This is a genomic window from Tepidimonas aquatica (assembly GCF_007556585.1).
Classification (GTDB): domain Bacteria; phylum Pseudomonadota; class Gammaproteobacteria; order Burkholderiales; family Burkholderiaceae_C; genus Tepidimonas; species Tepidimonas aquatica.
In genome coordinates, this window is sequence record NZ_VJNA01000039.1 from 1 (window position 1) to 20,697 (window position 20,697).

The 20,697-nt window shown below is 66.1% G+C and carries 17 protein-coding genes and 2 tRNA genes; 15 read left to right on the forward strand and 4 right to left on the reverse strand.

All coding sequences use genetic code 11. The features are described from left to right. The 15 genes from Taqua_RS11790 to Taqua_RS11860 all read left to right on the forward strand — a co-directional run. The coding region (locus Taqua_RS11790; protein ID WP_453820908.1) for an EF-Tu C-terminal domain-related protein at positions 1 to 129 on the forward strand (129 nt) is incomplete at its 5' end. Positions 130 to 173: 44 nt separating this feature from the next. Beyond that, a tRNA-Trp gene (locus Taqua_RS11795) sits at positions 174 to 249 on the forward strand. A gap of 104 nt (positions 250 to 353) precedes the next feature. Then, positions 354 to 734, forward strand: a complete 381-nt coding sequence (gene secE / locus Taqua_RS11800; protein ID WP_144326817.1) for a preprotein translocase subunit SecE — start codon at positions 354 to 356, stop codon at positions 732 to 734. After that, on the forward strand, positions 731 to 1,318 hold the full coding sequence (gene nusG, locus Taqua_RS11805; RefSeq protein WP_390616887.1) for a transcription termination/antitermination protein NusG: 588 nt from the start codon (positions 731 to 733) through the stop codon (positions 1,316 to 1,318). Before secE ends, nusG begins: the two co-directional genes overlap by 4 nt. A gap of 204 nt (positions 1,319 to 1,522) precedes the next feature. Further along, the gene (rplK, locus tag Taqua_RS11810) at positions 1,523 to 1,954 is read left to right on the forward strand and encodes a 50S ribosomal protein L11 (protein ID WP_132962721.1); all 432 of its coding nucleotides are present in this window, start codon (positions 1,523 to 1,525) and stop codon (positions 1,952 to 1,954) included. A gap of 1 nt (position 1,955) precedes the next feature. Beyond that, on the forward strand, positions 1,956 to 2,654 hold the full coding sequence (rplA, locus tag Taqua_RS11815) for a 50S ribosomal protein L1 (protein ID WP_144326818.1): 699 nt from the start codon (positions 1,956 to 1,958) through the stop codon (positions 2,652 to 2,654). A 282-nt stretch (positions 2,655 to 2,936) separates the two neighbouring features. Next, positions 2,937 to 3,452 (forward strand): 50S ribosomal protein L10, encoded by a 516-nt coding sequence (rplJ, locus tag Taqua_RS11820; protein ID WP_144326819.1) that lies wholly within the window; start codon positions 2,937 to 2,939, stop codon positions 3,450 to 3,452. A gap of 45 nt (positions 3,453 to 3,497) precedes the next feature. Further along, positions 3,498 to 3,872, forward strand: a complete 375-nt coding sequence (rplL, locus tag Taqua_RS11825; protein WP_143895992.1) for a 50S ribosomal protein L7/L12 — start codon at positions 3,498 to 3,500, stop codon at positions 3,870 to 3,872. 274 nt (positions 3,873 to 4,146) lie between these two features. Next, positions 4,147 to 8,262: a DNA-directed RNA polymerase subunit beta gene (gene rpoB / locus Taqua_RS11830; protein ID WP_144326820.1), complete on the forward strand. Its 4,116-nt coding sequence runs from the start codon at positions 4,147 to 4,149 to the stop codon at positions 8,260 to 8,262. Between the two features lie 27 nt (positions 8,263 to 8,289). Then, positions 8,290 to 12,483, forward strand: coding sequence for a DNA-directed RNA polymerase subunit beta' (rpoC, locus tag Taqua_RS11835; RefSeq protein WP_144326821.1), 4,194 nt, complete (start codon positions 8,290 to 8,292; stop codon positions 12,481 to 12,483). A gap of 121 nt (positions 12,484 to 12,604) precedes the next feature. Further along, positions 12,605 to 13,948, forward strand: coding sequence for a 16S rRNA (cytosine(967)-C(5))-methyltransferase RsmB (gene rsmB / locus Taqua_RS11840; RefSeq protein ID WP_144326822.1), 1,344 nt, complete (start codon positions 12,605 to 12,607; stop codon positions 13,946 to 13,948). Next, positions 13,905 to 14,549: a DUF4390 domain-containing protein gene (locus Taqua_RS11845; protein ID WP_185969621.1), complete on the forward strand. Its 645-nt coding sequence runs from the start codon at positions 13,905 to 13,907 to the stop codon at positions 14,547 to 14,549. The genes rsmB and Taqua_RS11845 overlap by 44 nt, the downstream gene beginning before the upstream one ends. Further along, positions 14,546 to 16,834, forward strand: coding sequence for a sensor histidine kinase (locus Taqua_RS11850; protein WP_246094711.1), 2,289 nt, complete (start codon positions 14,546 to 14,548; stop codon positions 16,832 to 16,834). Before Taqua_RS11845 ends, Taqua_RS11850 begins: the two co-directional genes overlap by 4 nt. Positions 16,835 to 16,843: 9 nt before the next feature. After that, positions 16,844 to 17,533, forward strand: coding sequence for a response regulator (locus Taqua_RS11855; protein WP_144326824.1), 690 nt, complete (start codon positions 16,844 to 16,846; stop codon positions 17,531 to 17,533). A 53-nt stretch (positions 17,534 to 17,586) separates the two neighbouring features. Then, positions 17,587 to 17,662, forward strand: a tRNA-Phe gene (locus tag Taqua_RS11860). A gap of 259 nt (positions 17,663 to 17,921) precedes the next feature. On the opposite strand, the gene Taqua_RS13810 is transcribed toward Taqua_RS11860, so the two are convergent. The 4 genes from Taqua_RS13810 to Taqua_RS11875 all read right to left on the reverse strand — a co-directional run bounded on the left by Taqua_RS13810 (position 17,922) and on the right by Taqua_RS11875 (position 20,431). Next, complete coding sequence (locus Taqua_RS13810) at positions 17,922 to 18,044, reverse strand: transposase (protein WP_390617134.1); 123 nt, start codon at positions 18,042 to 18,044, stop codon at positions 17,922 to 17,924. Then, positions 18,044 to 18,265, reverse strand: a complete 222-nt coding sequence (locus Taqua_RS11865; protein ID WP_390617136.1) for a hypothetical protein — start codon at positions 18,263 to 18,265, stop codon at positions 18,044 to 18,046. The genes Taqua_RS13810 and Taqua_RS11865 overlap by 1 nt, the downstream gene beginning before the upstream one ends. A gap of 99 nt (positions 18,266 to 18,364) precedes the next feature. Beyond that, positions 18,365 to 19,747, reverse strand: a complete 1,383-nt coding sequence (locus Taqua_RS11870) for a heavy metal sensor histidine kinase (RefSeq protein ID WP_144326825.1) — start codon at positions 19,745 to 19,747, stop codon at positions 18,365 to 18,367. Then, entirely contained in the window at positions 19,748 to 20,431 is a 684-nt protein-coding gene (locus Taqua_RS11875; RefSeq protein WP_068607191.1) for a heavy metal response regulator transcription factor, read from the reverse strand. It abuts the gene before it with no gap. Positions 20,432 to 20,697 lie beyond the last annotated feature (266 nt).

The window sequence follows — 20,697 nt, forward strand, 5'->3', positions numbered from 1 at the left end:
CCGGGCGACAACGTCACCATCACCGTCAAGCTCATTGCCCCCATCGCGATGGAAGAAGGCCTGCGCTTTGCCATCCGCGAAGGCGGCCGCACGGTGGGCGCCGGCGTGGTGTCCAAGATCATCGAGTGATCGACGTTTGACGTGGCCTGCCGCTACAATCGGCAGGCTGCTACAGGGGCATAGCTCAATTGGCAGAGCGTCGGTCTCCAAAACCGAAGGTTGGGGGTTCGATTCCCTCTGCCCCTGCCAGCCGGTAAGCGTACCAGCCGGTCCGTCTAGCCAAGCCCGCCGCGTCCCGACCGGACCGTTGCGGGCTTGATTTTCTGGTGCGATCGAATCGGGATAAGAGGACCATGGCCTCGACGGAAATCGAAACGGTCAGCCCGGCGGCTGACAAGGCCAAGCTTGCCGCGGCGCTGCTGCTGGCGGTGCTGGGCTTTGTGGCTTACTACCTGCTGCGCGCGCAAGGGGCGTGGGCGCAGTGGGCGGCGCTGCTGGTGGCGCTGGCCGCCGGTGTGGGGGTGGGCCTGACGGCCACCCCGGGGCAGCGCCTGATCGCCTTTGCCCGTGACGCGGTCAAGGAGGCGCGCAAGGTCGTGTGGCCGACGCGCAAGGAAGCGACCCAGGTCACCGCCTACGTGTTTGCGTTCGTCATCGTCATGGCGCTGTTTCTGTGGCTGACCGACAAACTGCTGGAGTGGGTGCTGTACGGCCTCATCCTGGGTTGGAGATGAATATGAGCGAAACCAATGCGCCGCAGCAGGGCATGAGCGCCGCGCCCGCCGAGGGCATGCGCTGGTACGTCGTGCACGCCTACAGCGGCATGGAAAAGGCCGCCGAGCGCAACATCCGCGAGCGTGTGCAGCGCGCCGGCATGCAGCACAAGTTTGGCCGCATCCTGGTGCCGACCGAAGAGGTGGTCGAGATCAAAAACGGCGTCAAGCGCACCACCGAGCGTAAATTTTTCCCCGGCTACGTGCTGGTGGAAATGGTGATGGACGACGACACCTGGCACCTGGTCAAAAACACCAGCAAGGTCACCGGGTTCGTCGGCGGCGCGCGCAACCGTCCCAGCCCCATCTCCGAGGAGGAGGTGCAAAAGATCATCGGTCAGATGCAAGAAGGCGCCGACCGCCCGAAGCACAAGATCGAGTTCGAGGTGGGCGAGCTGGTGCGCGTCAAGGAAGGGCCGTTTGCCGACTTCAACGGCACCGTCGAAGAGGTCAACTACGACAAGAACAAGCTGCGTGTGTCGGTGACCATCTTCGGGCGGGCCACGCCGGTGGAGCTGGAGTTCAACCAGGTCGAAAAGACCTGAGTGCGCGCCGCGAAAAAATCGCTATAATCAAAGGTTCTTCGCCATCTGGCTTGGGTCGGGTGGCGTTTCGCTGTCGTCAACGGTTCGGGCGGCGGCGGCGTGGGTCGGCACGATCCGCGTGCGAAGGCGAGCCCTGGTGCGAGGAGGTGCGCGCCCCGGTGCGAGCGGGGGCGCCACCGATGGAACTCGCGGGAGTCTACACACATGGCCAAGAAAATCGTCGGCTTCATCAAGCTGCAAGTGCCAGCGGGTAAAGCCAACCCCTCCCCCCCGATCGGTCCGGCGCTGGGTCAGCGCGGGCTCAACATCATGGAGTTCTGCAAGGCGTTCAACGCCCAGACCCAGGGCATGGAGCCGGGTCTGCCGTTGCCGGTGGTCATTACCGCCTACGCCGACAAGAGCTTCACCTTCATCATCAAGACGCCGCCGGCGACCACGCTGATCAAGAAGGCGATCAAGCTGGACAAGGGTTCGTCCAAGCCGCACGCGCAAAAGGTCGGCAAGATCACGCGCGCGCAGCTCGAGGAAATCGCCAAAACCAAGATGAAGGACATGACCGCCGCCGATCTGGACGCCGCCGTGCGCACGATCGCCGGTTCGGCGCGTTCGATGGGCGTGATCGTGGAGGGGCTGTGAGATGGCCAAGCTGACCAAGAAGCAAAAAGCCCTGCAGGGCAAGGTCGATCCGACCAAGCTGTACCCGCTGCCCGAAGCGTTGGGTATCGTCAAGGAGTGCGCCACCGCCAAGTTCGATGAGTCGATCGACGTGGCCGTGCAGCTTGGCGTCGATCCGCGCAAATCCGACCAGGTCGTGCGTGGCGCCGTGGTGCTGCCCAACGGCACCGGCAAGACCAAGCGCGTGGCGGTGTTCGCCCAAGGCGCCAAGGCCGAAGAGGCCAAGGCCGCCGGCGCTGACATCGTGGGCTTTGAGGACTTGGCCGCGCAGGTCAAGGCCGGCAACATCGATTTCGACGTCGTCATCGCGGCGCCGGACGCGATGCGCGTGGTCGGCCAGCTCGGCCAGATTCTGGGTCCGCGTGGCCTGATGCCCAACCCCAAGGTCGGCACGGTAACGCCCGACGTGGCCACCGCGGTCAAAAACGCCAAAGCCGGGCAGGTGCAGTTCCGTGTTGACAAGGCTGGCATCGTGCACACGACGATTGGCCGCCGTTCGTTCGACACCGACAAGCTGCAGGGCAACCTGGCGGCGCTGATCGAAGCGCTCAACAAGGCCAAGCCCGCTTCGTCCAAGGGGCAGTACCTGCGCAAGGTCGCGGTGTCGTCGACGATGGGCGTGGGGGTGCGTGTCGATCCGCAGACCATCGTCGCGGGTTGATGGTGCAAGGATTCGGCGCCGCCGTGGCCAGCTGCGGTGGTGCCGGTGGTGGGTCCGCAGCCCCTGCAAGGGCTGCGGAGCCATCCAAGACCGCTGGTGCGGGCGCTACGCCCGCCTAAATGCCCCCTACGCGGGGCGGCCAGCGCAGATGGCGATCCCGCCGCGGATGGAATCGGGTGCCGGTCCGTATGAAGCCGGTGTGCGGTTTCCTGAAAACGGTTGATCGCTGCAATGGGGTGCATGCCCACCGACGTGGGTGGGCGTGTTTTGAAGGAGTCAACCTTGAGTCTGAACCGCAGTGAGAAGCAAGCCGTCATCGACGAGGTGGCGGCGCTCGCCGCCAAGGCGCAGACGCTGGTGATGGCGGAATACCGTGGCATCACGGTGGCCGACCTGACCAAGCTGCGTGTCGAGGCCCGCAAGGCCGGTGTGACGGTCAACGTGTTGAAAAACACGCTGGCGCGCCGGGCCACGGCCGGCACGCCGTTTGCGGTCGCGGCCGACCAAATGACCGGTCCGCTGATCTACGCCTTCTCGGAAGATGCCGTGGCCGCCGCCAAGGTGGTGGCTGAGTTCGCCAAGACCAACGACAAGATGGTCCTGCGCGGCGGCGTCTACGCCGGCAAGGCGCTGGATGTCAACGGCGTCAAGGCGCTGGCGAGCATTCCCTCCAAGGAAGTGCTGCTGTCGCAGCTGCTCGGTCTGTTGCAGTCGCCCGTGTCGCGCCTGGCGCGCGTGGTGGCCGCGCTGGCCGAAAAGAAGGGCGAAGGCGCTGCCGCCGAAGCCCAGCCCGCGTAACGCATCGTTTCCTTCCTATCCACCCGATTTTCAGGAATCAGTACCATGGCTTTCAACAAAGACGAATTTCTGGCCGCTCTGGACACCATGACGGTGATGGAGCTCAACGACCTGGTCAAGGCCATCGAAGAGAAGTTTGGCGTGTCCGCCGCCGCGATGGCTGCCCCGGCCGCCGCCGCCGGCGCTGCTGCCCCGGCCGCTGAGGAAAAGACCGAGTTCGACGTCATCCTGAAGGATGCCGGCTCCAACAAGGTGGCCGTGATCAAGGCCGTGCGCGAAATCACCGGTCTGGGCCTCAAGGAAGCCAAGGACCTGGTCGACGGCGCACCCAAGACCGTCAAGGAAGGCATGCCCAAGGCCGACGCCGAAGCGGCCAAGAAGAAGCTGGAAGAAGCCGGCGCCAAGGCCGAGCTCAAGTAAGCCGGCCGTGCCCGCAGGGCTGGGGCGTCCCCGCTGGGGCCCCCAGCCCTTTGGCGCTTGTCAGAGCGCACGGCCAAGCGGTTGGCCCGCACCCCTGCAACCGCTTGGCCGTGTCTTCTGATCCCGACTGCAGCAAGACCGCTTGGTTCGGGCCCGCGTGCAACGCGCGGGCCGTCAGCCGACAGACCGGTGGGGGCCGGTCGCCAAGAAACCCTGCGGCCGCGCCGTGCGCGCGCCGCCGCCCAGTCGCCCAGACGTCTTGTCCGGAGTTTTCATGGCCCAGTATTCCTACACCGAACGCAAGCGCATCCGCAAGAGCTTTGGCAGCCGCGACAGCGTGTTGGAAATCCCCTACCTGCTGCAGATGCAAAAGGACGCCTACACGGCGTTTTTGCAGGCCGACGTGCCCCCGCGCGAGCGCAAGCCCGTCGGTCTGCAGGCCGCGTTCGAGTCGGCCTTCCCGATCGTGTCGCACAACGGCTTCGTGGAGATGAAGTTCGTCGAGTACACGCTGGGCAAGCCGGTGTTCGACGTGCGCGAGTGCCAAATCCGCGGCCTGACCTACGCGGCGCCGGTGCGCGCGCGTGTGCAGCTCATCATCTACGACCGCGAGGCCTCCACCCCGCAGTCCAAGGTGGTCAAGGAGGTCAAGGAGCAAGAGGTCTACATGGGCGAAGTCCCGTTGATGACCGACAAGGGCTCCTTCATCGTCAACGGCACCGAGCGGGTCATCGTCAGCCAGTTGCACCGCTCGCCGGGGGTGTTTTTCGAGCACGACAAGGGCAAGACGCACTCCAGCGGTAAGCTGCTGTTTTCAGCGCGCATCATCCCGTACCGTGGCTCGTGGCTGGACTTCGAGTTCGACCCCAAGGACCTGCTGTACTTCCGCGTCGACCGCCGCCGCAAGATGCCGGTGACGATCCTGCTCAAGGCCATTGGGCTGACGCCGGAAGCGATCCTGGCGCACTTCTACGTCAACGACCACTTCCGCCTGATGGACAGCGGCGCGCTGATGGCGTTCGTGCCGGAGCGGCTCAAGGGCGAGGTGGCGCGCTTTGACATCACCGACCCCAACGGTAAGGTGGTGGTGGCCAAGGACAAGCGCATCACCGCCCGCCATGTGCGCGAGCTGGAGCAAGCCGGCACCACGCACATCAGCGTGCCGGAGGACTACCTGATCGGCCGGGTGGTGGCGAAAAACATCGTCGATCCGGACACGGGCGAAATCATTGCGCGCGCCAACGACGAGTTGACCGAGACGTTGCTCAAAAAATTGCGCGCCGCCGGTATCCAGGAGCTGCCCTGCATCTACACCAACGAGCTGGACCAGGGCCCCTACATCAGCCAGACGCTGCGCATCGACGAAACCGCCGACGAGTTCGCCGCGCGCGTGGCGATCTACCGCATGATGCGCCCCGGCGAGCCGCCCACCGAAGACGCGGTGCAGGCGCTGTTCCACCGGCTGTTTTACAACCCCGAGACCTACGACCTGTCACGCGTCGGGCGCATGAAGTTCAACGCCCGCGTCGGCCGCGACACGTCCGAAGGCCCGATGGTGCTGACCAACGACGACATCCTCGCGGTGGTCAAGATCCTGGTGGACCTGCGCAACGGCAAGGGCGAGGTGGACGACATCGACCACCTGGGCAACCGCCGTGTGCGCTGCGTCGGCGAGCTGGCGGAAAACCAGTTCCGCACCGGCTTGGCGCGCATCGAAAAGGCGGTCAAGGAGCGCTTGGGGCAGGCCGAGCAAGAGCCGTTGATGCCGCACGACCTCATCAACTCCAAGCCGATTTCGGCGGCGCTGAAGGAGTTTTTCGGGGCCAGCCAGCTCAGCCAGTTCATGGACCAGACCAACCCCCTGGCCGAAATCACGCACAAGCGCCGTGTGTCGGCGCTGGGCCCGGGCGGGTTGACACGCGAGCGTGCCGGCTTCGAGGTGCGCGACGTGCACCCGACGCACTATGGCCGCGTGTGCCCGATCGAAACGCCGGAAGGTCCCAACATCGGCCTGATTAACTCGCTGGCGCTGTACGCGCGGCTCAACGAGTATGGCTTCATCGAGACGCCGTACCGCCGCGTGGTCGATGGCAAGGTGACCAACCAGATCGACTACCTGTCGGCCATCGAAGAAGGCAAGTACGTCATCGCCCAGGCCAACGCCGAGCTGGACGCCGAGGGCCGCCTGGTGGGTGAGCTGGTGTCGGCGCGCGAAAAGGGCGAATCGGTGCTGACCACGCCCGACCGCGTGCAGTACATGGACGTGTCGCCGGCGCAGATCGTGTCGGTGGCGGCTTCGCTGGTGCCGTTCCTGGAGCACAACGACGCCAACCGCGCACTGATGGGCGCCAACATGTCGCGCCAGGCGGTGCCGGTGTTGCGTCCGGAAAAGCCGCTGGTGGGCACCGGCATCGAGCGCGTCGCCGCGATCGACTCCGGCACCGTCGTGACCGCCAAGCGCGGCGGCGTGGTCGATTACGTGGACGCCAACCGCATCGTCATCCGCGTCAACGACGACGAGGCGGTGGCCGGTGAGGTGGGCGTCGACATCTACAACCTGATCAAGTACCAGCGCTCCAACCAAAACACCAACATCCACCAGCGCCCCATCGTCAAGAAGGGTGACCGCATCCACAAGGGCGCGGTGATCGCCGACGGCGCCTCCACCGACCTGGGTGAGATCGCGATCGGCCAAAATATGCTGATCGCCTTCATGCCATGGAACGGCTACAACTTCGAGGACTCGATCCTGATCTCGGAGAGGGTGGTGGCGGAGGAGCGCTACACCAGCATCCATATCGAGGAGCTGGTGGTGATGGCGCGCGACACCAAGCTGGGGCCGGAAGAAATCACGCGCGACATCCCCAACCTGTCGGAGCAGCAGCTCAACCGGCTCGACGAGTCCGGCATCATCTACGTCGGGGCCGAGGTGCAGCCCGGCGACGTGCTGGTGGGCAAGGTCACGCCCAAGGGCGAGACCACGCTGACGCCGGAAGAAAAGCTGCTGCGCGCCATCTTTGGCGAGAAGGCTTCCGACGTCAAAGACACCTCGCTGCGCGTGGAGCAGGGCAGCCAAGGCACGGTGATCGACGTGCAGGTCTTCACCCGCGAAGGCATCCAGCGCGACAAGCGGGCGCAGCAGATCATCGACGACGAGCTCAAGCGCTACCGGCTGGACCTCAACGACCAGCTGCGCATCGTCGAGGCCGACGCCTACGATCGTCTGGAAAAGCTGCTGATCGGCAAAACCGCCAACGGTGGCCCGAAGAAGCTGGCCAAAGGCACGGTGCTGACCAAGGACTACCTGGCGGAGGTCGACAAGTACCACTGGTTCGACATCCGCGTGGCCGACGACGACGTGGCGGCGCAGATGGAGTCGATCAAAAACGCGCTGGAGGCCACGCGCCACAAGTTCGACCAGGCGTTCGAAGAAAAGCGCAAAAAGCTCACCCAGGGCGACGAGCTGCCGCCGGGCGTGCTCAAGATGGTCAAGGTGTACCTGGCTGTCAAGCGCCGCCTGCAGCCCGGCGACAAGATGGCCGGCCGCCACGGCAACAAGGGCGTGGTGTCCAAGATCGTGCCGGTGGAGGACATGCCTTACATGGCCGACGGCACGCCGATCGACATCGTGCTCAACCCGCTGGGCGTGCCGTCGCGCATGAACATCGGGCAAGTGCTGGAGGTGCACCTGGGCTGGGCCGCCAAGGGGCTGGGCGAGCGCATCGCCGAGATGCTGCAGCGCCAAGCCGATGTGGCCGAGGTGCGCAAGTTCCTCGACACGATCTACAACTCCACCGGTCGCAAGGAAAACCTGGACGACCTGAGCGACGACGAGATCATCGCGATGGCGCGCGAGCTGACCCAGGGCGTGCCGTTTGCGTCGCCGGTGTTCGACGGCGCCAGCGAGGAGCAGATCCGCGCCATGCTGCGCCTGGCCTACCCCGACGACGTGGCCAAGGCCAAGGGCCTGACCGAGTCGCGCACGCAGGCGCAGCTGTACGACGGCCGCACCGGCGACCCGCTGGAGCGCAAGACCACGGTGGGCTACATGCACTACCTGAAGCTGCACCACTTGGTGGACGACAAGATGCACGCGCGCTCCACCGGCCCGTACTCGCTGGTTACGCAGCAGCCGCTGGGTGGCAAGGCGCAGTTCGGTGGCCAGCGCTTCGGCGAGATGGAAGTGTGGGCGCTGGAAGCCTACGGCGCGTCGTACGTGCTGCAGGAGATGCTCACCGTCAAGTCCGACGACGTGCAGGGCCGCACCAAGGTGTACGAAAGCATCGTCAAGGGCGAGCACTCGATCGACGCCGGCATGCCGGAGTCGTTCAACGTGCTGGTCAAGGAAATCCGCTCGCTCGGTATCGACATCGAGCTGGAACGCAACTAAGAGTGCCGTTAAATCGAGGACGCAGCCATGAAATCCTTGCTCGACCTGTTCAAGCAGTTCACGCCCGACGAGCACTTCGACGCCATCAAGATCGGTCTGGCCTCGCCGGAAAAGATCCGGTCGTGGTCGTTCGGTGAGGTCAAAAAGCCCGAGACGATCAACTACCGCACCTTCAAGCCCGAGCGCGATGGCCTGTTTTGCGCCAAGATCTTCGGGCCGATCAAGGACTACGAGTGCTTGTGTGGCAAGTACAAGCGCTTGAAGCACCGCGGGGTGATCTGCGAAAAGTGCGGCGTCGAAGTGACCCAGACCAAGGTGCGCCGCGAGCGCATGGGCCACATCGAGCTGGCCGCGCCGTGCGCGCACATCTGGTTCCTCAAGAGCCTGCCCAGCCGCCTAGGGCTGGTGCTGGACATGACGCTGCGCGACATCGAACGCGTGCTGTACTTCGAGGCCTACGTGGTCATCGACCCGGGCATGACGCCGCTGAAAAAAGGCTCGATCATGTCCGAGGACGACTACGACGCCAAGTGCCGCGAGTACGGTGACGAGTTCGTCGCCAAGATGGGCGCCGAGGGCATCAAGGAGTTGCTGCAAAACATCGATCTGGACCTGGAGATCGAAAAGCTGCGCAACGACCTGACCGGCTCGGAGATGAAGGTCAAGAAAAACGCCAAGCGCTTGAAGGTGCTGGAGGCGTTCAAGAAGTCCGGCATCAAGCCCGAGTGGATGATCCTGGAGGTGCTGCCGGTGCTGCCGCCGGACCTGCGTCCGCTGGTGCCGCTGGACGGTGGCCGCTTCGCGACGTCGGACCTCAACGACCTGTACCGCCGCGTCATCAACCGCAACAACCGCTTGAAGCGCCTGCTGGAACTGAAGGCGCCCGAGATCATCGCGCGCAACGAAAAGCGCATGCTGCAAGAAGCCGTGGACAGCCTGCTGGACAACGGTCGCCGCGGCAAGGCCATGACCGGCGCCAACAAGCGCGCGCTGAAGTCGCTGGCCGACATGATCAAGGGCAAGAGCGGCCGCTTCCGTCAGAACCTGCTGGGCAAGCGCGTCGACTACTCGGGCCGCTCGGTCATCGTGGTGGGCCCGACGCTGAAGTTGCACCAGTGCGGCCTGCCCAAGCTGATGGCGCTGGAGCTGTTCAAGCCGTTCATCTTTGCGCGGCTGGAGCAAATGGGCATTGCCACGACGATCAAGGCCGCCAAGAAGGAGGTCGAAGCCGGCACCCCCATTGTGTGGGACATCCTGGAAGACGTCATCAAAGAGCACCCGGTGCTGCTGAACCGCGCGCCCACGCTGCACCGTCTGGGCATCCAGGCGTTTGAGCCGGTGCTGATCGAAGGCAAGGCGATCCAGTTGCACCCGCTGGTGTGCGCAGCGTTCAACGCCGACTTCGACGGCGACCAAATGGCCGTGCACGTGCCACTGTCGCTTGAGGCGCAGATGGAAGCGCGCGTGTTGATGCTGTCGTCCAACAACGTGCTGTTCCCGGCCAACGGCGAGCCGTCCATCGTGCCGTCGCAGGACGTGGTGCTGGGCCTGTACTACGCCACGCGCGAGCGCATCAACGGCAAGGGCGAAGGCATGGTGTTTGCCGACGTCGACGAAGTTGAGCGGGCGCTGGCCGCCGGCGTCGTGGAGCTGACCAGCCGCGTTAGCGTGCGCCTGACCGAGTGGCTGAAGAACAAGGAAACGGGCGAGCTGGAGCCGGTGACCAAGCTGCGCGACACCACTGTGGGCCGCGCGCTGCTGTCGCGCATCCTGCCCAAGGGGCTGCCGTTCGAGCTGATCGACAAGCCGCTGAAGAAAAAAGAAATCTCCAAGCTGATCAACGCCTCGTTCCGCAAGTGCGGCTTGAAGGCCACCGTGGTGTTTGCCGACCAGTTGATGCAAAACGGCTTCCGGCTGGCTACGCAAGCGGGCATTTCGATTTGCATCGACGACATGCTGGTGCCGGCGGAAAAGCAAGCCATCATCGAGCGCGCCGAGGCCGAGGTCAAGGAGATCGCCCAGCAGTACGCATCCGGTCTGGTGACGGCCGGCGAGCGCTACAACAAGGTGGTGGACATCTGGGGCAAGGCCGGTGACGAAATCTCCAAGGTGATGATGGAGCACCTCAAGAAGGAGAAGGTCATCGACCGCCACGGCCGCGAGGTCGAGCAAGAGTCGTTCAACTCGATCTACATGATGGCCGACTCCGGTGCGCGCGGCTCGGCGGCGCAGATCCGTCAGCTCGCGGGCATGCGCGGCCTGATGGCCAAGCCCGACGGCTCGATCATCGAGACGCCGATCACCGCGAACTTCCGCGAAGGCTTGAACGTGCTGCAGTACTTCATCTCGACCCACGGCGCGCGCAAGGGCCTGGCGGATACGGCGCTGAAGACCGCCAACTCCGGCTACCTGACGCGCCGCCTGGTGGACGTGACGCAGGACCTGGTCGTCACCGAAGAAGACTGTGGCACCGCCAACGGTACGCTGATGCGCGCCATCGTCGAGGGTGGCGAGGTCATCGAGAGTTTGCGCGAGCGCATCCTGGGCCGCACCACGGCCGAAGACATTGTCGACCCCGAAACCCAGCGCGTGCTGGTGCACGCCGGCCAGATGCTGGACGAGGACGCGGTGGACCTGATCGAGCAAGCCGGCATCGACGAGGTGCGGGTGCGCACGGTGCTGACCTGCGAGACGCGCTACGGCGTGTGCGCGCGCTGCTACGGGCGCGACCTGGGCCGCGGCGGGCTGGTCAACGTCGGCGAAGCGATCGGCGTCATCGCCGCGCAGTCCATCGGTGAGCCGGGCACGCAGCTGACGATGCGTACCTTCCACATCGGTGGCGCGGCGTCGCGGGCGGCGGTGGCTTCCAGCGTCGAGGCCAAGTCCAACGGCGTGGTGGGCTTCAACAGCACGATGCGCTACGTCACCAACGCCAAGGGCGAGCTGGTGGTGATCGCGCGCTCGGGCGAAATCATCATCCACGACGACAACGGCCGCGAGCGCGAGCGCCACAAGGTGCCGTACGGTGCGATCCTGGCGGTCAAGGCGGATCAGCGCGTCACCGCCGGCACCATCCTGGCCAACTGGGACCCGCTGACGCGCCCCATCATCACCGAGTTCGCCGGGGTGGTGAAGTTCGAAAACGTCGAAGAGGGCCTGACGGTGGCCAAGCAGGTGGACGAGGTCACGGGCCTGTCCACGCTGGTGGTCATCGACCCCAAACGGCGCGGCTCGACCAAGGTCGTGCGCCCGCAGGTCAAGCTGATCGACGCCGAGGGCAAGGAGGTCAAGATCCCGGGCACCGACCACGCGGTGACGGTGACGTTCCCGGTGGGGGCGCTGATCCAGGTGCGCGACGGCCAGAGCATCCACCCTGGCGAGGTGCTGGCGCGCATCCCGGTGGAAGGGCAAAAGACGCGCGACATCACCGGCGGTCTGCCGCGCGTGGCCGAGCTGTTCGAGGCGCGTTCGCCGAAGGACAAGGGGATCCTCGCCGAGATCACCGGCACGGTGTCGTTCGGCAAGGAGACCAAGGGCAAGGTGCGCCTGCAAATCACCGACCCCGATGGCAAGGTCTGGGAAGAACTCGTGCCGAAGGAAAAGAGCATCCTGGTGCACGAAGGCCAGGTGGTCAACAAGGGCGAACTGATCGTCGACGGCCCGGCCGACCCGCAGGACATCTTGCGGCTGCTGGGCATCGAGGAGCTGGCACGCTACATCGTTGACGAGGTGCAGGACGTGTACCGCCTGCAGGGTGTGAAGATCAACGACAAGCACATCGAGGTGATCGTGCGCCAGATGCTGCGCCGCGTCGAGGTCGACAACCCGGGCGACAGCCACTACATCGCGGGCGAGCAGGTCGAGCGCTCGGAAATCCTCAACACCAACGATGCGTTGCGCGCCGAGGGCAAGACGCCAGCCACGTTCAAAAACCTGCTGCTGGGTATCACCAAGGCGTCGCTGTCGACCGACTCGTTCATCTCGGCGGCGTCGTTCCAGGAAACGACGCGCGTGCTGACCGAGGCGGCCATCATGGGCAAGCGCGACGAGCTGCGCGGCCTGAAGGAAAACGTCATCGTCGGCCGCCTCATCCCGGCCGGCACCGGCATGGCGTTCCACGATGCGCGTCGCGCCAAGGAGCGCATGGACGAGGAGGAGCGCCGCGCCATCGCCGAGGCCGACTCGATGTCGCTGGCGCACGGCGACGACGAGGTGGTCTGATGCGCTGTGGCCGGTGGGGGCTTGGCCCGCCGCCGGCCCCCGTACTGCAGCCGAGCGACCACACCCCCGGCGCCCCGCCGGGGGTGTTGTTTTGTGCGCGTGCCGCGGCACAATCCACCCGATGCAAGCCCCCGCCCTCCGTGACCAATTGACCCAGGCCGCGCGTTGCGTGGCCGCGGTGCGTGCCGGGCGTTCGCTGGCCGAGGCTTTGCCGACCGTGCCCGACGCGCTGCGCCCCGGGGTACAGGCCCTCGTGTTCGACACCTTGCGCCATGGGGGCACCACACAGGCGCTGCTGCGGCTGCTGGCCGAGCACGCCCCCCCGCCGCGCGTGGCCGCGTTGCTGGAGGTGGCGCTGGCGCTGCTGGTGCAAGGCGACGCCTACGCGCCCTACACGGTGGTGGACCAGGCCGTGCAGGCGCTGCCTGCGCTGCGCGCGCCGGCGCTGCGTGGTTTTGTCAATGCGTGCCTGCGCCGCTTTTTGCGTGAGCAGGCGGCGTTGCTGCAGCGTGCCCGCGCCACCCCGCAGGGCCGCTGGAACCACCCCGGCTGGTGGGTGCAGCGCCTGCAGGCGGACCACCCGCTGCTGTGGGCCGACGTGTTGCAGGCCGACAACGAGGCCGCCCCGATGGTGCTGCGCGTCAACCGCCGCCGCACCACGCGGGCGCAGTACCTGGCGCAGTTGGTGCTGCAGGGGCTGGCGGCGCAGCCGATCGGCGACGACGGCCTGGTGCTGCACGACGCGGTGCCGGTGCAGCAGTTGCCCGGGTGGGCGGCCGGGTGGGTGTCGGTGCAAGATGGCGCGGCCCAACTGGCCGCGCCGCTGCTGCTGGGGGCTGGGCTGCGCCCCGGCGCCCGTGTGTTGGATGCCTGCGCTGCACCCGGTGGCAAAACGGCGCACCTGCTGGAGCTGGCTGACCTGGAGCTGTGGGCGCTGGATGCCGACGGGCAGCGCGTGCGCCGCATCGATGAAACCTTGCAGCGCCTGGGGCTGCCGGCTGCGGGCAGCACCGTACGCGTGCTGCATGCCGACGCCGCCGACGTGCGCGCCTGGTGGGATGGTCGAGCGTTCGACGCCATCGTGCTCGATGCGCCGTGCACGGCGTCCGGCATCGTGCGGCGCCACCCGGACGTGCGCTGGCTGCGCCGCCCCAGCGACGTGGCGCGGCTGGTGCAGCAGCAGACGCGGCTGCTGCATGCGCTGTGGCCGCTGCTGGCCCCGGGGGGGCATTTGCTGTACGCCACCTGCTCGGTGTTCCGGGCCGAGGGGCAGCAGGTGGTCGATGCCTTTGTGGCCGGGCAACCGCAGGCGCGCCGGTTGCCTGCACCCGGCCATTTGCTGCCCGGCGGGCGTGTTGCCGACGCCACGCCGGCGGCCGAGACGCTGTTGGCCGCCCACGCCATGGGCGACAATGCGCGCCGTGGCATGGACGGTTTTTTCTACGCGTTGCTGCAGCGCGCTTGACCGCGAGGGTCGGGCGCGCCGCCGCCTGCTGCGCGCCGCCGCCGGGGCGCTGCTGCTGGCGCCGCTGCAGCGGTTGGCCCAGGCGCAGGCGGCGCAGCCGCAGTGGCGCGTGGCGCTGGTCGACGATGCGCTGGTGGTCGATGCCCGCGTGCCGCTGCAGCTGCCCGCTGCGGTGCACGACGCGCTCCTGCGCGGCGTGGCGCTGACCTTCGTGTGGCAGCTGGAGGTGCGCCGCCCGCTCTGGTACTGGACCGACCGGCAGCTGCTGCGCGCACAACGTTGGGTGCGGCTGGCCTACCAGCCGTTGACGCAGCGCTGGCGCGTCAGCGTGCACGAAGCGGACGCCACCAACCCTGCCTTGCAGCGCAGCCTGGACACGCTGGACGATGCCCTGGCCTTGGTGCGCAGCAGCCAGCGCTGGCGCGTGCCGTTGCCCCAGCCGCTGCACGCCGACGACCAGATCCTGTTGGCCTTTGAGCTCGACAGCGGGCGCTTGCCGCGGCCGCTGCAGTGGTGGCCCGGAGCCGACCAGCACGAGCCGCTGGGCTGGCGTACCGCGCTGCCAGCGGCCGTCGCGCTCGCGACGGAGGATCGCCTGTGACCGCCGCGGCGCGCGACGCGCAACGTGCGCAGCGGCTGCGCTGGTTCGTGGCGCTGGGCGTGCTGTTCATGCTCGGCGTGGGCCTGGTGTTGTTTTACCTGCTCGCGCTGGCCACCGACCACCGCAGCTACGCCACGCCGGCGTACGGGCGTTTGCTGGCGCTCAACCTTGGGGTGGCCGCGGTGCTGCTGGCCGTGCTGGTGTGGCTGGCGGCGCGCCTGCTGGCGCGTCTGCGGCGTGGGCGCTTTGGCAGCCGCCTGTTGCTCAAACTCGCCGCCATCTTTGCACTGGTGGGGGTGGCCCCCGGTGGGCTCATCTACCTGGTGTCGTACCAGTTCGTCAACCGCGCCATCGAGGCATGGTTCGACACCCGCGTGGAAACCGCCTTGCAGGCCGGGTTGGCGTTGGGCCGCACGGCGGTCGACACGGTCAGTACCGATTGGGCGGCCAAGGCACGCACCATCGCGCAGTCGCTGGCCGGCAGTGGGGATGGGGCGGCGGCGGTGCAGCTTGAAACCTGGCGCGAGCAGCTCGGTGCCAGCGACCTGGTGCTGTGGAGTGCGCAAGGGCGGGCGCTGGCCAGCGTCGGCGAGTCGCGCTTTCGCCTGGCGCCCGAGCGTCCAGCGCCATCGCTGCTGCGTCGCGCACGCCAGGAGCGCGTGGTGGCGTGGATCGAGGGCTTGGATGAACTGGAAGCGCTGGGTGACCCCGCGCAACTGACCGCCCTGCCAGCGGAGCAGCTCCCACGCGTGCGTGCGCTGGCGCTGGTGCCATCGGACGCGCTGGCGTTTGGGGCCGAGGCGCGCTACGTGCAAGTCACCGCGACGCTGCCCACGGCGCTGGTGGCCAACGCGCTGGCGGTGCAGCTGGCCAACCGCGAGTACCAGGAGCGCCGCCTGGCGCGCGAAGGCCTGCGCGCGATGTACATCGGCACGCTGACGTTGGCGCTGTTTCTGTCGGTGTTTGGGGCGGTGCTGCTGGCGGTGCTGTTGGGCCACCAACTGGCCCGGCCCCTGATCCTGCTGGCCGAGGGGATGCGCGATGTGGCCCGCGGCGACCTCAGCCCCAAGGTGGCGTTGCCCGCGCGCGACGAGCTGGCGGAGCTGACGCGCACCTTTGCGCACATGACCCACGAGCTGGCCGATGCGCGCCAGGCGGTGCAGGTCTCGATGCAGCAGGTGGACGCCGCACGGGCCAGCCTGCAAACGCTGCTGGACAACCTGACCGCCGGCGTCATCGTGCTGGCGCCCGATGGCCGGCTGCGCCGCATCAACCCGGGCGCCCAGAGGATTCTGGGGGTGCCGCTGCAGGAGCATCTCGGGCACAAGCTGAGCGACGTGCCGGGGTTGCAGGCGCTGGGGGCGTGGGTGCAGGAGCAGTTTGCGCGCTTTGGCCCCGAGCGCGAGCCCGAACCGCACGGTGCGCACTGGCAGCAGCCGTACGAATTCACGCCGCCCGGCGCGGCCCCCGGTGCCCCCCCACGCACCCTGGTGGCGCGCGGCGCGCTGCTGCCAGGGGGCGAGTGGCTGCTGGTGCTGGATGACGTCAGTGACCTCATTTCGGCGCAGCGCGCCCAGGCCTGGGGTGAGGTGGCGCGGCGCCTGGCGCACGAAATCAAAAACCCGCTCACCCCGATTCAGTTGTCGGCGGAGCGGCTGGCGCACAAGCTCGGCCCCAAACTCGAGGGGACGGACGCAGCCATGCTTGACAAGGCCGTGCGCACGATCGTGGATCAGGTCGAAGCGATGAAGCGCCTGGTCAACGAGTTTCGCGATTACGCACGCCTGCCCGCCGCGCAACTGGCGCCGCTGGACCTCAATGCCCTGCTGCGCGAGATCGTCACCCTGTACGAAGCCAGCCCGGTGCCGGTGCACCTGGAGCTGGACGAGCGCTGCCCACCGGTGCTGGCCGATGCCCAGCAGGTGCGGCAGGTGGTGCACAACCTCGTGCTTAACGCCCAGGACGCGATGGCGGGCGCCGGCGTGGGGGGCACGGTGACGCTGCGCACGCGGCCGTCGCAAACCGGCCAGTGGGTGCGGCTGCAGGTGCTGGACGAGGGCCCCGGCTTTGCCGAGGCCATTTTGCAACGTGCCTTCGAGCCCTACGTCACCACCAAGGCCAAGGGCACCGGGTTGGGGCTGGCGGTGGTCAAAAAAATCATGGACGAGCACGGCGGCCGCGTCGAGCTGGCCAACCGATTGCAGGACGGCCGTATCGTCGGCGCGCAAGTGTCGCTATCATTCAGGGTTGTAAATTTGCAACAGGGGGCCCCGGCCCAAGGGTGACAGGAGACGATGGCAAACATACTGGTCGTGGACGACGAGCTCGGCATCCGCGAGCTGTTGTTCGAAATCCTCAACGACGAAGGCCATAGCGTCGAGTTGGCGGAAAACGCCGCGCAGGCACGCCAACACCGTCAACGCTACCGACCGGACCTGGTGCTGCTGGACATTTGGATGCCCGACACCGACGGCGTCACCCTGCTGAAAGAATGGGCCGCCACGGGGCTGCTGACCATGCCCGTCATCATGATGAGCGGACACGCCACCATCGACACTGCGGTGGAAGCGACCCGTATCGGGGCCACGGCGTTTCTGGAAAAACCCATCACGCTGCAAAAGCTGCTGCAGGCGGTCGACAAAGCGCTGACGCGCACCCCGTTGCGTGTGGTGCCGCTGGCCCAGCCCGAGTCCAAACCCAACGGCGCGGTCAACGGCGCCGCGGCCAGCGACGACGCGGCCACCGTGGCCCATGGCACCATCGAGCTGGCGCTGCCGGGCAAAGGCACTGTGACGTTGGAGCTGGACGCCCCGCTGCGCGAAGCGCGCGACGCGTTCGAAAAAGCCTACTTCGAGTTCCACCTGGCCAAGGAACAGGGCTCGATGACACGCGTGGCCGAAAAAAGCGGCCTGGAGCGCACCCACCTGTACCGCAAGCTCAAGCAGCTCGGGGTGGACCTGTCGCGCGCCAAACGCATGGCCTGAGCGTCGCCCGCCCCGAGAGCGGCGGCCGGCCGTGTTACAATGCGGCTTCTTCCGGCCAAGTAGCTCAGTTGGTAGAGCAACGGACTGAAAATCCGTGTGTCGGTGGTTCGATTCCGCCCTTGGCCACCACCATTCAGCGCCCAACCGTTCTCGGTTGGGCGTTTTCGTTTCCGGGTTCCCCGACACCGCGCGGGGTTCCGGGCCGTTCCGCCTGCGCCGCGCCCCACTGCCGGGGGCGGCTGAATGGGGCAGGTTCGACTCCGATCTGCCCTCTCTTCTCTCGAAACCTGCGCCAACTTCTTGGCGCAAGCGCACGCAAGCGGCCTTGCGCCACCGTGACTTACACCTGCGTCACGCAGAGCAGTTGCCCATGGCGCTTGCTCGGGTGTCAGCCCGGTCGGTTCAACAGCGATCGGGGCCATTGCTGGAAGCTCATGCGGTCCAGCACCTGGTACTCGCAGTCCTCGTCGCTGAGGTTGTACAGCGACTGGATGAACAGCAGCCGCACCATCACCTCGGGGGGTACGGCGGGCGCCCGCCTTTGCTACGGTCAGCGCGAGGGCAGGCGGTGTCGACCCGGGCGGCAATGGCCGCGAAGTCGATCAGTTCGTCCATTGCTGCCAGGTTGGCGATGAAGCCGCCGAGCTTGGCTTGGCGCTGGTCCTGCACGAACAGGTCAGCGCCAGGCTGGTGACGCCAGAAAGACGAGGGCTTGATGCGCGGGGTGATCATGGGCGACATCATGCCGGCTCACTGGCGACAACGGTTAGGGAGGTTTCGAGAAGTGCCCCAAAGGCACTTGGGCTGGCTCGCCCCAACTGCTTCACCTCATCAGGTTCCGCCTGGGAACTCCAGGCAGAACCGGGTCCTGCCCTGCGCGGACGTCACGCTGATCGATCCTCCATGGGTTTGCATAATGGCGCGGGTAATCGCCAATCCCAGCCCTGCGCCGTCGGTTTCCGGATGTGACCGCGATGGGTCAGCACGGTAAAACCGATCGAACAGGTGCGGCAGTACCCTCGGGTCGATGTCCTCGCCGGTGTTCTCGACGCTCACCCGGGTGGCTTGGGAAGACTGGCTGATCTCGATCGTGACCTCGCCATGTGGCGGGGTGTGGCGCAGCGCGTTCGAAAGCAGATTGCTCAGGGCACGGCGGAACATCAAGCGATCACCGACGATCTCGCCCTCACCACGCTGAGCCAGTCTGACGCCCTTCTCCTCGGCGACCGCCTCATAGAACTCGATCAGGGCGTGCGTTTCCTCGGCTGCCGAGAAACGTTCCCGGTTCGGCAGCATCATCCCGCGTTCGGCCTTGGCCAGGAACAGCATATCGGACACCATGCGGCCCAGACGCTGCAGTTCCTCGGCATTGGAAGCCAGGATCTCCCGGTAGGTATCGGCATCCCGCCGGGTAGCCAACGCGACCTGGGTCTGGGTCAGCAGGTTGCTCAGGGGGGTGCGCAGCTCATGCGCCAGATTCGACGAGAACTCCGACAGTCGCGTGAACGCGTCTTCCAGCCGGTCCAGCATCTTGTTGAGTTCGTGAGCCAGATCGGCCATTTCGATGGGTACCGCCTCGACGGGCATGCGCTGGTGCAGCCGCTGGCTCGTGAGCGTGGTGGCTCTGGATTTCATGGCACGCAATGGCGCCAGCCCCTTGTACGCGGCAAACCAGCTCAGCAAGCCACAGATGACGATCGTCACGACGGCATAGGTCATCAGGGTGCGCCGCAACTCCAGCATGAACCGTGTGTGATGCGCCGTGTCCATGGCAACGAGGATGTCCAGCCGCGTCGTTGCGTCATAGGCTGGAATAACCCGGACACGCATCCCGCGAAACGCCTGCCCTGCGTCGGCCCAATGGATCAGCGCGTCGTTGCCGTTGCCTTCATCCGCCGGTGACAGTTCGCGCGGGAGGCGAAATCCTTCGGACTGGAAGAGCGTTTCACCTTTCGAATCGTGGACGCTGACGTACAGCCCGTGATGGTGGCTCAATGCCTCACGCAGCAGCCACTTGGCGTCCTCGGTCGAATTGGATCGCGCCAAAATATCCTCGATCAGGTGCTGCTTGTCCTGCAGCGCCATGTGATCCAGCTCGATGAAATGCCGCTCGGATGTAGCGATGACCAACAAGGCCAATCCAAACACCACAGCCCCAGCCGCCAACGTAAAGAAGAGGGTGAGCCGGGTCGTCAGTGACAGGGAGCGAAACATTCAGCGCTCCTCCGGTGCTTCCAATACGTAACCCATGCCACGTACGGTGTGGATCAGCTTGACCTCATGACCCTCATCAATCTTCGCGCGCAAGCGCCGGATGGCCACCTCGATCACATTGGTATCGCTGTCGAAATTTATGTCCCAGACCTGCGAGGCGATCAGCGAGCGGGGCAGGACCTCGCCATGACGGCGCATCAGCAGTTCCAGCAAGCCGAACTCTTTGGCCGTCAGGCTGATTCGTCGCCCGCCGCGTGAAACGCGTCGGCGCAGCAGGTCCAGTTCGAGATCGGCCACGCGCAGCACGGTGCTCTCGTTGCCACTGCGCCCCCGGCGCAGGATCGTGCGCACGCGGGCCAGCAATTCGGCAAAGGAGAAAGGCTTGACCAGATAGTCGTCCGCACCGAGTTCAAGGCCTTTGACCCGGTCTTCCACCTGATCGCGTGCGGTCAGGAACAGCACCGGCATCTGCAGGCCGCGATGGCGCAAGGACTGCAGTACCTGCCAGCCGTCGAGGCCGGGCAGCATCACATCCAGGATGACCAGGTCGTACTCGCCCTGCAAGGCCAGGTGCAGACCATCGGCGCCGTCTTGCGCCAGATCGACCACGAAACCCGCTTCGCTCAAGCCTTGACGCAGGTAGTCGCCCGTTTTGGGCTCATCTTCAACGATCAGTATCTTCATGAGGGTGCTCGGCCATATCGAATAGCCGCTAGTGTGACGATTTTGGGTGCACCTGACATGAAGATAACAAAAATGTGATCGGACGAACAGCATCCTGACAGGGGTGGCTCCATAGCATCTCACCCACGACTTCAGTAACTGTCAGGTCCCGGACGATTGCATTGATCCGCGACGTCGTGCATTATTCATAGGTCGCGAGACGATGCGTGAGCTGATCGAGGAACTACGGAGGCAAAAGTCATGATGGTTCGACTGCACAAGAACGC